Source organism: Pedobacter sp. Leaf250 (assembly GCF_920984735.1).
Lineage (GTDB): Bacteria > Bacteroidota > Bacteroidia > Sphingobacteriales > Sphingobacteriaceae > Pedobacter.
On sequence record NZ_CAKLBU010000006.1, the window covers coordinates 112,427 to 125,730 of the forward strand.

A 13,304-nucleotide genomic window follows, 5' to 3' on the forward strand; every position below is an offset into this window, starting at 1 on the left:
TAATTTTCATACTATAACCAAATTAAGGGGTTGCGAATAGGTAGGTTTCGGATTACTTCCTCTACCTGTGGTTGGTGATTTAATTTTTTCCAGGCTAAAAACCAATCTTGCTGATTGTACTGCACAGCTCCAAAAAATAAAAAGGGCTGTGCAACCGGCCAATTTTCCCAATACATCACATCAGGTTTCAATATCCATTTATTTTTATCAACTATATATGGATACAAATAATGAATTCCTTTTTTGATTGATTTGCCATCTGGAGTTTCAAAATTAAAAAGATTATCGTTGGGCGTTGATAAAATTTGACAGAGCATCGTCATGGCATCGAGATTAAAGATTGAATAACCATAAGCTTTAGTCCTGGCCATTTCCAGCGGAAAACTTCCATCATTGCCCATTTGATTGGGCAGCAAAATGGTTTTATAACTGATTCGTAAAGAGTCAAGCATGTTTTCATCATTGCACAACTTGGCGAATGATGCTACCTGCATGGCCCAACATGTTGCATGATTATTTTTTACTGTCTTCTCCTGAATTCCGGGCACAGAGGTATTTAGCCATAAAGTATAATCAGCAAACCATTGTTTAACACCTTGCAAAGTTGCATTGTTAAAGGATTTTGCATTTTGCATAACCAGTGCACCCTGAGCCACTTCCATCAAATGAATGGTATCGATAATCCCATAATTCCGGCCAGTAAATCTGCCTTTCACAGCCTGGGCAAATAGCAAGTTTGGATTCATTAAGGTTTCGCTATTGATAAACCAGGCTTGAAAATGCTTTACAGCGTGTTTAACGTATTTCTCATCGCCTGTGATTTTATAAGCTGATGCCAATGCACCGATAATTTTACTAAATCGGATCATTGCTTTACGGTGCTCAAGAAAATTATCCGGGTTTGTTAAACCATCTTTGCTAATATAAGGCCCATTTGGATTTTTTGGATCTGGCCACCAATAATCCGCCTCAGAGAAAAAATCATGCTTCCCACCTGCACTGCGTGGAGATGATGAGGCTGTAATGGTAACCGGAGTTTGCTTTAATGCCCACGCGGCTTCTGTTATAATTTGTTTTTTTAATAATTCGATTGCTTGTTTCTCCAGATGATCTACATCCTTTTGAAATCCTGCAAATGCAGTTACCATAACATATAAAACAGTTACTACGAAAATAGATAAGATCTTTTTCATGATTATAATTCTCTAAAAACCGTTGGAATACCTTCTGATACTACAGAAGCAATACTTTTTCCTTTATTTAATTTCACTTTTATAATGGCCCGACCATTATATGCCTGTACCTTTCTGGATCCAGATGAAGTTCCCATGTTATCCGATAATTTACCATCACCAGTTAAACCAAAGTTGATCCAGTTGATGGCATCCAGACATAAAATGCCTTTGCTATCGAAAAGCTTTACCTCCAAAGTGGCCACATCATCTTGTTGGGCAATTTTAGAGAGAACCATACTGACGGGCTTACCCCATTTCTCGGTCTGATAATTGAATTTAATCTCATCTGTTACCCTTACATTACCTTTTTTGGCTATAACCTTAACCGTATTTTCTCCTTTAACAAAAGGAAGATTCCAGCGTAAGCCCGCAGCGGGAAAATCTTGACTATTTCGTTTTTTTATTCCAAAACTTTTGCCGTTAAGAAAAATTTCAGCTTCACTACAATTCGAATAAACTTTTACCATTTTCTCTTCACCTATTCCGCCCCAACGTACCGGCCAGCTGTGTCCATAAATGTGAGCCATTGGTTTATCGGTCCAGTAAGACTGAAAAACATAATAAGATTCCTTTTTGGTAAAATCTCTTTCCACTACACCTTTCTGGTTCATGTACGGCACAGGATTATCTGGCCGAACAGGCGTAGAGAAATCCTTAAATGGCCAATAAGCTGCACCACTAAGCCATGGCATGTTTTCTTGCTCTTTCAGGTGCCAATCTATCAAATTGGTGATGTATGATTCGCTCCAATCCCCATCTTTTGAGATTCTAGCTCCACCTCCATATAATGAAGCATCGCCAGCACGTTCATCTGTTTTACCACCTGTTTTAATCTTACTTAAAGCCTTATCGGGGTTTTCAGAATGTCGCATGGCATGGCTGTCTCCGCCCCATTCTACATGTAAAAAACGTTTTACTTTGGCAAATTCATCTTCTGATGCTTTTTTATAATCGGTATATGCCCCGCGATACCAGCCAGCCCAAATGGAAGGCGAATAAACATCAACAATATCAGCACAGAAATCGCAACGGCGAATGGCGGTGTAGCGACTGGCATCCAGCTTATGAGAAAGATCGTTCAATTCTTTCATAAAAGTTCTGATTTTCTCCTTATCAAATTCCGGAAAATCTCCTGGCCAGTCGTTTTCATTTCCCAAACCCCAAATCATTATTGAGGGATGATTGTAATGTTGCTCAATCATATTTTTCAACATAGTCCGGGCCTGTTGCTTGTAAACATCACCTCCCAAACCACCGCGGCACCAAGGAATTTCTTCCCACACCAGGATACCCAAGCTATCGCATAAGTTTAAAACCGTTGGTGATTGTTGGTAATGTCCTAAGCGGATGAAATTTACCCCCATATCTTTCATCATTTTCATTTCCGTACGGATCATATCATCTGTCATGGCTGCTGCAACACCTGCATGATCTTCATGCCGATGTGTTCCACGAAGCAATAAACGTTTTCCATTCAGGTTAAATGGTCCCTTCTCTACAAATTCAATGTTCCTGAAACCAAATTTCTCCTCGCCTTTATCATTTCCTATTGATGAAATGAGTTCGTATTGCAGGCGATATTGAACAGGCTTTTCCGTTGACCATAATTGAGGTTTCTTCACCGTGATCTCCCAAAAAGGCAAATCATTGCTTATTTCCAGTTTTTTATTGATTGAGCTTACAATTTTTCCATTAGGATCGATTATATTGGCTTTAATGCTTGCCCCACCCACTTGATTTGGATTGTAAAAACGTGCGGTCAATCGTAATTTACCTGATTTACCTTCAGCATCAACTTCAGCCTTTACAAACATCTGATCGATTGAAAGAGATGGAACATAAACTAAATTTAAATGACGATATATGCCTCCGTATACATTGAAATCAGATAAATCGGATGGAATCATTTCCAAATCCCTTGAGTTATCTGTACGGATGGAAATGGGTACTTTACCTTTAAACTGCTTTTGATAAATCTCTGTTTTTTGAAATGAAGCAACTGCATCGGTAATGTCGACTTTCCATTCATCGTAACCACCAACATGCGTAGCTACTTTTGTTGTATAAACATAAATTTCTGTTTTTTGCCCTGCTCCCTCAAAATGCAAAATTGTTCTTCCGTTTTTGTAAAGGTTTTCAATTTTAAGTTGTGTACGGTACCAAGCCGGACCTTGATAATAATTTAAATCTGGATCAACTGCATCAGTAGCATTAACGCAATGAGGCAGGTTTACATTTTCCCAAAGCGGAACAGATTCTGGATTACCTACTCCAACAGGGCGAACGGCTTCCCATATTCCGCCCAAATCTTGTTTCAGAAATTCCCAGTTTTGGCTTAAGCGAACTGATTTTTGTGACCACGAGATCTCGCTACAAAACAGTAAAGCAAAGATCAATATATATTTGAAGTACCTGAACATTTTATAATTAATAAATTTTTCTTAGTTGAATTGCATTTAAAACGGCTTTGCCGACAAGATTATTAAAACTGATGGTAATGCCTTTTTTTCCAAAAACTGTAACTCGGGTTTTCTTTTCTACAGCAGTTGCATAACCATAATCGGTTGCTAGATCTACATTTTCCATAAACATCTCATCGTTGATCAGTACGTTAAAAATTCTGCGCTGTTCGATCTCTTTTTTAGTGTTATTTTCCAGGTTATAAGCTAATTTTTCTTTTGCCTCGCCCCCCAACAATTCAGCAAAATGAAGTACAAGTTCATACTCACCATCCGGAACATCAAATTTAAATTGCTCAATTCCTACTTGCTGGGTTTGATAAATTGGATCATGATCAGTACCCAGTAGATTTTTATCGCTGCCATAACTGATTCTGTTATTGCTACCTTTAAACGGCATGCCGCCAACATAACCCCAAGATCCTTTTCTAAAAGGCTGATCCGGTATCCACAGTTGATGCTGCTTTTCATCTATATACATGCGCTTGGCACCTAAAAGCACATTCATCTGTTGAAACGGAATGGTATCTGTAAAACGATAAGGTTGCAATTGGAAATTAATTTCAGCCTGGTCATTTTGATCGCCAGAAATTACACTTAATTTGTTAATGCCATTTTTAAATGGCACTTGCCAATCTATCATATGATCTACAGCATCTTTAATACCCAAACTAACACCTTTTAAATATAATTCGGCTGTTTTAAAATTTGTAGCTACCTGTATCAGCTGAGTGCTTGTTGTTTTACCAGAATCGGCTAAGGCTGTTCGTTCATTCCATTGTGCCGATGTTATTTTTAAATAAGGTTTTTGCAACAAATATGCCTGATAAAGAAAGTATGTATCCTTTGGTTTGCGTCCAATGGTGAGTAATCCTTTATTATTGATATGAGGCATGGTTTCCTCACGGGTTTCTGAATTAAAATCGGCAAGATTCCAGGCCATTCCACCTGCTACAAACTGCCTGTTTAGCATGGCATTGAGATAGGTTTGATGGAATTTTACTGCATATTCTACGCTTTTATCAAACCTTACCGGATCTGTGGATCTAATCCTTGGATCGGCATCTGCCCCATATTCTGTTACCAGAAAAGGCGTGTTTGGTAACTCTTTATGGTGGCGATCTAAAAATTTTTCGAAATCTGCGGGTACTCCGGAATACCAGCCTGAGTATAAATTCCAACCAACAATCATTGGAATTTTGGTGAGGCCAACTTTATTGTAAAGATCCCAGGCACCATGATTGACCAATAAAGTGTACCGCGATGGATCTAATTTACGTGTTAAACTATCGAGTTTTTGTGCAAGTTCACGAACATGATCAAAATAAATCTGCTGGCGGGGTTTGTCATCTGTAAACTTTGGTCGCAATAATATCTCATTCATATACGCCCAAATGATCACACTTGGATGGTTGAAATTCTGGCTGATCATTTCCCGCTCCATGTTTAAGCAGTTATTGGTAAAAGCAGCTGATTCTGTAATGGTATTCACCACTGGAATTTCGACAGAAGCCAGGATACCTAAGCGGTCGCACGTTTCCAAAATTAAAGGATCTTGAGGATAATGAGCTACCCGTAAAAAGTTGCCGCCCATTTCTTTTATCAGTTCTACATCCCTTATCTGGAGCGCATCGGGTGTAGCATTGCTAAGATCTTCATAATCCTGGTGACGACTTGCCCCCATCAACTTGAGCGGTTTACCATTTAAGAAAAATCCTGTATTGGGATCAAACTTAAACCAACGAAAGCCTAGTGGATGAGAAACCTGATCAATCACTTTTTTAGTTTTCGCATCCAGAATTTTAGAAATTATACGGTAGAGATATGGATTTTCAGTTGACCATAATTCAGGATTTTTAATTGATCTGATATCCTGAACAACAGATTTCTTTTCTCCCTTTATGATTTTAATATTGGCTGTTTTAGTGGCAATGAGTAATCCTTTTGCATCGAATATTTGATGGATAATCTGTACCACCTTATCGGTAGTTCCTGCATTTTCAATATAAGAATTTACTTTAACATTCGCAGAACTGGAGCTTACTTCTGGAGTGGTGATGAATATACCGGAACTCCCGTTCTCACTTTGCGAAAAATGTACCTGATCAGCAATCAACAGATTTACATTTCGATAGATACCTCCAAAAAAAGTAAAATCGGCAGTTAAGGGCGGTATGTCTTCATTGAAACGGTTATTAACCTGCACTTCTACTACATCATTTTTATAATTTAAGAATTTTGTTATCGGTACCGTGAAACGGGTATAACTGCCGATGTGCCTTGCTGCCAAAGTTCCGTTAACAAATACTTCCGCTTCCTGACCAACCCCATTAAAAATCAAAAAGATCTGTTTCCCTCTAGCCGATTCATCAAATTTTAATTTCCTGGTGTAAAAACCTAAACCTCTGTAATAACCGGGCTGATCATCCAATACATCTTTTGCATTCCAGGTATGTGGGATTATTACCGGCTGTTGTGGTTCTTTATCTTTATGAAATTGCCATTGATCATTTAAGCTGATCAGTTTTCGTCCTCCCATTTGAGCAGAGCAAACGGAAATCCAAATTAATGAAATCGTAAATACAAACAACAACTTAAATTTTAGCATAAATACGAAGGGATAAATTTGGAAGACCGGGAACTGTTAGTGTGAAAATTTGCTAAATTTAATTAACCTTCCTGCCGAAATGGATCAGCAGGAAGGAATTAGTATTTTAAAAAACTATAGTAAAGTTATCTGATTTCTATAAATCGTTTAAATGCCTGGGTAAAAGTACCTACAGTATATTGCTGCGTGGTATTGGTAACCAGATTAATTTCTATTCTGCGGGTACCAGCCAATGAATTATTCAGTACCTTAAAATACAAGGTATCTATTTTAGTTTCAGCTTTTGGGAATACTAAATTATAAATTCCATTGGTGGGCTGAATTCTATTTCCACTTTTATCTACCACTTCAAAATCCTGACCAACAACAGCCGGATTGGTTATACCGGTGGTGATCAGAGAATATTGCACCGAGGGATCGTAATCACGCAGGTAAGAAGAATGAAATTTAACCGGAAATTTCACGAGTGCTGTCTGGTTTCTTAATACGGAAGCTGTTCCTGTATTGTTCCATGGTATAGAGAAAAAGCCAGCATAATAATAGTTCTCTAACTCTGGTACGCCAACAGGATCTGTATCAAGTTTATCGCAACTTGATAACAAAGTAATATTAAACAGGATGCCTGTTAAAAATTTTATATGTAATAATTTCATGCTTTTCAGTTTTTTAATTCCAGTTTGGATTTTGCTTAATATTGTTCCCGCTTAAACTGATCTCCTGTAAAGGCACAGGATATAAATAATCTCTAAGTGGGTTAAAAGCCCTGTTATTAGCTGCCTCAACAACCAATACACCATCGGCATTTAAAACCAACGTTGAAGCAACAGTGCCAACCCATTCAAGCGCATTGTACTTAGCGCCCAATAAAGCTTTAGGCAAAACTGTTTCAGCAGTTTTCCACCTGATGAGATCTCCATATCTAAAGCCTTCCAATGATAATTCAACTGTACGCTCTCTTCTTATTTCTTCTCTCATGCTTAAATTATTTGCAGCAACAAAAGCATTTGTTAATCTCACGTTTAAACCAGCTCTGTTTCTAATCACGTTGATGGACAGATCCAGATCAGCATCTGAAATATTTTCAGTTAATTCATATTTTGCTTCAGCATAAATTAATAAGACTTCTGCATATCGAATTAGAGGTTTGTGTACTGTAGAATTATTGTTTGTTGTCCAGTCTTGCGCATTGAAACCTTTTTTAGCTGCAAAAGCAGATCTCGACCCTAACGATGTACCCGGAACCCAAGGACGTTGATAGGCTTGTTCACCACTCCTGAAAACCAATGTAGTGATACGTGGATCACGATTATCCAGGATTGTGTTGTATGATGGTTCTGATCCTTCATTAACAAACAGTGGAGATCTGGATGCAGAAACAGAATTATCAGTATTAAATGCCGGCAACCCATCTCTGTACAAAAACATGCGGATTAAATTTCTAGTTGGCGCTATTCTACCATTTTCCAAATCGCGGGAAGTATTATGTACCAAACCAATTGCTGATGTTCCGCCATATAGTTTCACAAAAACATTTTCGGTATTGGATGCGCCTTCACCATCATGGGTAAACATCCCCTGATAATTAGCAAAAAGCCGATGGCCCTGCCCCATTACCAGAGTAGAGGCATCAACAGCTATTTGCAGGTGCTTTTGGTAATCAGCAATTCCAAAAAATTTCATGCGGGTACCTTCATTTAAAGCGATACGGGCTTTTAAAGCCCATGCAGCACTTTTGGTAACTCTTCCATATTGTAATGCCGGTAACGCTGCTCGTGTGGGTAACCAGGTTGCGGCAAAATCCAAATCATCATACATGGCTTGTACCACCAATAAGCGATCGGTGCTCGGCATAGATAGTTCTGGTGCATCTACACCTAAGGTTTTCAAAATTAAAGGCACATTGCCATATTTTTGAACAAGATTAAAATAGGCGTATGCCCTAAAGAATCTAGCTTCGGCAAAATAACGGTTCTTGATCGCATCGCTTACCTGGGCTTTTGTACCTTTCTCCAAAATGTTATTGGCCGTGAATATATGCTGATAAGGAATTCTCCAATCATCGCTTGTTCCTGGTACACCACGGTTTCCATTGCTAATCTGATTAAGGCCACCTTGGTTTACATTATCATCGCCTCGGTTATCTATGGTGTAACCTGCCAATTGCTGGTACATCCTATTTGCGGCATTCATTAAATCGCTTTCTGTATTCCAGAATGTATTATCGGTTAGTTCCGTTTCTGGTAAACGATCTAGTTTTTTGCAAGCATTTAATGTGGATACAATCAATATGGCTGCAAAGAATATTTTATATGTTATTTTCATATCAATCATTTTATAAAGTAATATTTAAACCGAAGGACACAGAACGATAAAAAGGATACGTTTGTGCATTTACATCATTTCCAACTTCGGGATCGAAAACGCTTAGCACATCTGTTTTTTCGAACAAATCTTGTCCTGCCACATAAACCCTTAAATTTTGGAAAATTTTATTTTGTGGTTTAAAATTATAACCTAGCGTAAGGTTTTTTAAGCGGATGTAATTTCCATTCTGTACCCATTTATCAGATGGTCGGAAATTATGTGCACTAGTTTGAAACATCCGTGGGAAAAAGGCATTTGGATTCTCGGGGCTCCAACGATCCAAATGGATCGTCCATGGCATGTTTGCCGTTCCTAAAATTGGAGAAAGCGTATTTTCATCAATCAAAAAGGCTCTTTTGGCAACTCCCTGAAAAAATACGGTGATGTCGAATCCTTTCCACGATGCACCAAGATCGAAACCAAAAGTATATCTGGCGTTAGTGGTGCCAAGATTTACCAAATCGCCTGAATTGGTTGGCGTACCACCACCTGCATCGATTACACCATTTCCATCTAAATCCAGGTACTTAACATCGCCTGCAGCTGGATTGGCGAAAAACGGATACCTCACCCTGGCTTTGTAAGCATCTGCTTCAGCTTGTGTTTGGAAATACCCATCGGTTTTATAACCCCAAACCGTATTTAGCGGATAGCCTTGTAAAATCTCTACCACTCCTGCATTCGCTACAGAATTCCGTCCATCATATTTGGTAACTTTATTTTGATTATCGGCAATATTAAATCCTATTCTGTAATCACCGTTTTTAAAGGTATCTCTCCATTTTAACTCCAATTCCCAACCCCAGCTTTTAAGTTCGCCAACATTTAACTTAGGAACATTTACCCCTATTGTACTTGGTAGAAACAAATCGGCCAGCATGTCTTTATTATACTTTACATAATAATCTGCTGTTAAGGTTAGCTTATTTTTGAAAAGACCGGCATCAATACCAATGTTACTGGATTGTACGGTTTCCCAGGTTTTATTGGCTGAAGCCAATTGATTTTGATAAAGATACTGGGTTTTCAAGCCATTGAAGATTACCCTGTTTTGGTTATCTATACCAATACCACTGGTAATTAATGGAAAATAATCATAGAAGCCTAAAACAGCACCATTACCCACTTGGCCCCATGAACCTCGAAGTTTTAAATTGCTTACGAATGGGACATTATCTTTAAAAAACTGTTCTTCGCTAATTCTCCATCCGGCAGAAAAAGCAGGAAAAACCTGAAAGCGATTTTCTGGAGCTAAACGAGAACTTCCATCATAACGAACAACTGCTTCGAACAGGTATTTTTCGTCGTAGTTGTAATTAAACCTTCCGAAAATAGATCCAAATGCCCAGGTTTCAACCTTATCCTTATTGGTTTTAGTTGCAGCATCTCCAAAATTTAGACTAAAGAAATCGTTGGTTACCATGCCAGTGGCACTTGCAGAAAATTCATCCTTTCTATACTGCTCAAATGAAGCACCTCCCAAAATTTTAAAATTGTGTTTCTTTACTTGCAAATCGTAAGAAATCTGGCCAGTTAAATTATCTTGGTAACTTTTGTTCTTAGTAAGATCGAGTTGGTTTAAGGCATTTAATGTATTACGTACAGTATTAGTGCTTCTACCGTACCAATTTAATGTTCTCCTATCGGCTTCATAATTATAAAAACCATAATTACGGGAGGCATTTAAATCTACAGTAAGTCCTTTTATAAAGTTCTTAGCCGTAATATTAATTTTTCCAACAAAGTTATCGAAATCGCTTCTTTGGAAACCAGCATTTTTTTCAATGTCTACAGGATTTAATTGTAAATCGCCATTGTAGATATTTCCCGTAACATCTTCTTTTGGAACATACAGCGACTGCCTGGTACGTACCCGATAAAGCAAATCAATAATATTGCCTGTGCTGTAAGAATTTTCGTTTACCTGCGACCCCGCATAACTTAAAATCGCTCCAACGGATAAGTATTTGTTAATTTCAGAGTTTAATGATAAGCGCATGGTTTTTACCGAATTATCATCTGGTCCAAAGCGCATAACACCATCTCTTTTGAAATAACTACCCGACAAGAGATAATTTAAATCCTGCCTGCCACCTCCAATAGATAAATTATATTTTTGAGATGCATTCACTTTATCCATACCTTCCTTTATCCAGTTGGTATTGTCATAATAATCCCAACGATCTGCAGTTTGGTTTTCGCGATAATTAAAGTTAGGGTTTTTGAGCCATTCGATTTGCTCTGGAGTAAACTCACGAGCGCCAGTAGCATTTAAACGGGCTTCGTCGATTAATGTTTGTTCATCCCAAGAGTTAAGTCGCTGTGGCTGCCTTGCTGTGATATTTAAGCTGTAGTTATTACTGAAATTAATGCGTGTTTTGCCGCTCGCACCTTTTTTAGTTGTAACCAAAATTACGCCTCCAGCGGCACGTGCTCCATAAATAGAAGCTGCAGCCGCATCTTTCAGTACGGAAATATTTTCAATATCATCAGGATTAATCAATGCCAGATCCATTTCCACACCATCAACCAAAGTTAACGCTGCTGTTGTATTTGCAGAAGAGAAGCCCCTGATTCTTATTCCCAATCCTTCAGCACCGGGTTTACCACTTCCTCTGGTAACTGTAACGCCTGGCGAAATACCCTGTAAGGCAGCAATTGCATTTGGAACCGGACGATCTTGAAGTTGCTTTCCATCAACCTGTGCCACAGCACCTGTTAAGTTTACCTTCTTTTGGGTTCCATAACCAATCACAACCACATCGTTTAATCCTTGTGCATCATCGGCAAGACTAATGTTAATAGAGGTCTTGCCTGCTACGGCAACTTCCTTAGTTGCAAAACCAATATAAGCAAATACCAATACAGCATCTGAAGCAGTGGTTTTGATGGTATATCTACCATTTTCATCCGTAACGGCGCCAATTTGCGATCCCTTTACTTTTACACTCACACCAGGCATCGTAATGCCTTTTTCATCTCTAACTGTTCCTGTTATTGTGCTTTGAGCAAAAGCCGAACTGTTTATCAGTATAGTAAATGCAATAACCGCAATAATTTTTGCTTTCGGGATAAGCTTAATTATATTAACCGTTAAAGCATTTAAAAGAAAATAAAATTTCTTCATAATTTATATTAATATTAATCTGTTTAGTGAAACTTGCGCATACCAATACCAGTCCTGTTACGCCAAAAGCATAATAAGTTTTCGTAATAATAATTGCATAGACTTTAGACCATTGAATAGCGCCTAAATAATCTGCTTTTTAAAATAAATGAATAGGATAATTAATACCTATGTTGGAGATTTGGATGTTGTTTGAATGCCTAAGTTTAAGTACCGTGAATAACTGCATGGCAACAGCGGTTGCATGATAGGGTAATTTTTTTTCATGTTTATTTGGTTAGTTTTTTTTAATTGATCTAATTTATGGAAGCAAAAAAGAATTCCTCCACACTAATATCCAATAAACACAAAAAACATGCTTAAACTATATTTCAAACGTTTGAAATAATAGCATAATTTTGCTTAACTATGCATTACCCTATCTCCATGCGATATGCAAAACACTCCGGTAACCTTAAAAAATTTGGCAGAAAAATTAAAGATGTCAATATCAACAGTGTCTAAAGCATTGAATAACTATCCTACCATAAACGAATTCACTAAAAAGCGTGTTCAGGATTTGGCAAGGGAATTACACTTTACGCCAAACAAATCTGCCATTAATCTTAAACAAGGAAAATCAAAAATTATAGGTATAATTTTACCGAACCTTTTAGACCATTTTTTTACGAGAAGTGTTTATGGCCTCGAACAATTTGCTTCTACACTCGGGTACAATGTTATCATCAGTCAATCGCATGATAGTTTAGAGAAGGAAATCCAATCTGCAAATATGCTTTTACAAACCCGGGTAGATGGTTTAATTGTAGCCATTTCTAAACATACCCAAGATTTTTCTCATTTTAACGAATTTGAGAAAATGGGTACTCCAGTAGTTTACTATACCCGAAACCCAAGTTTTAACCTGAACTGTCATAAAGTTTTGTGCAATACTTTTCAGGGTGCCTATCAAGCTACCAAGTTCCTGATTGAAAGGGGCCATCAACATATTGCCTATCTGGGCGGCCCAAAAATGATCAGTTTTACCCACGATCGATTTAATGGTTACATCCATTCACTTAAAGATCATGGTATTCCGTTTTCTGCAGAACTGGTGGCTTACACCGATTTTGATAAAGAAAGTACCATTACTGCCATTAAAAGTCTATTTTCATCTGAAGAGAAAATACCAACAGCTCTGGTGGCTTTTAAAGAACCAATTTTATTTGATGCCATGAAATATTTGCGTTCAATTAATCATCCGAACTTTCAAAACCTCGAATGCATTGGCTTCGGTAATACCTCGTTTATAAGCTATTTTAATTCACCTCCTGTTGCCTCTATCGAAGAAAACCCCGAATCAGTTGGAGAAAATGCAATGAAACTTCTTTTGCAGCTTTTAAACAGAAACATTGAAATTAGCGACTACCAAAAAATATTAGTCGATTGTAGGTTAGTGGTGCATTAAATAAGCATACTTATGTTAAAATTAATGGAAGTTTCGTTAAGTGAATTTGCTTTTTATTATGTTT

7 protein-coding genes are annotated in these 13,304 nt (G+C 37.8%); 1 reads left to right on the top strand and 6 read right to left on the bottom strand.

Translation table 11 applies throughout. From position 1 onward, the window contains the following. Positions 1–11: 11 nt before the first annotated feature. The 6 genes from LUA91_RS06930 to LUA91_RS06955 all read right to left on the bottom strand — a co-directional run bounded on the left by LUA91_RS06930 (position 12) and on the right by LUA91_RS06955 (position 11,793). On the bottom strand, positions 12–1,193 hold the full coding sequence (locus LUA91_RS06930) for an alginate lyase family protein (protein ID WP_231425300.1): 1,182 nt from the start codon (positions 1,191–1,193) through the stop codon (positions 12–14). A gap of 2 nt (positions 1,194–1,195) precedes the next feature. Further along, positions 1,196–3,655, bottom strand: a complete 2,460-nt coding sequence (locus LUA91_RS06935; protein WP_231425301.1) for a glycoside hydrolase family 2 TIM barrel-domain containing protein — start codon at positions 3,653–3,655, stop codon at positions 1,196–1,198. A gap of 7 nt (positions 3,656–3,662) precedes the next feature. Then, positions 3,663–6,284 carry a glycoside hydrolase family 2 TIM barrel-domain containing protein gene (locus tag LUA91_RS06940; RefSeq protein WP_231425302.1) on the bottom strand — a complete coding sequence of 874 codons (2,622 nt, stop codon included), beginning with the start codon at positions 6,282–6,284 and terminating at the stop codon, positions 3,663–3,665. Positions 6,285–6,427: 143 nt separating this feature from the next. Beyond that, complete coding sequence (locus LUA91_RS06945) at positions 6,428–6,955, bottom strand: hypothetical protein (protein ID WP_231425303.1); 528 nt, start codon at positions 6,953–6,955, stop codon at positions 6,428–6,430. A 13-nt stretch (positions 6,956–6,968) separates the two neighbouring features. Continuing rightward, the gene (locus tag LUA91_RS06950; protein WP_231425304.1) at positions 6,969–8,624 is read right to left on the bottom strand and encodes a RagB/SusD family nutrient uptake outer membrane protein; all 1,656 of its coding nucleotides are present in this window, start codon (positions 8,622–8,624) and stop codon (positions 6,969–6,971) included. A 10-nt stretch (positions 8,625–8,634) separates the two neighbouring features. Further along, the gene (locus tag LUA91_RS06955) at positions 8,635–11,793 is read right to left on the bottom strand and encodes a TonB-dependent receptor (RefSeq protein WP_231425305.1); all 3,159 of its coding nucleotides are present in this window, start codon (positions 11,791–11,793) and stop codon (positions 8,635–8,637) included. Between the two features lie 433 nt (positions 11,794–12,226). On the opposite strand from LUA91_RS06955, the gene LUA91_RS06960 reads away from it, so the two are divergent. Continuing rightward, positions 12,227–13,240, top strand: a complete 1,014-nt coding sequence (locus tag LUA91_RS06960) for a LacI family DNA-binding transcriptional regulator (protein WP_255717758.1) — start codon at positions 12,227–12,229, stop codon at positions 13,238–13,240. Positions 13,241–13,304: the final 64 nt, after the last annotated feature.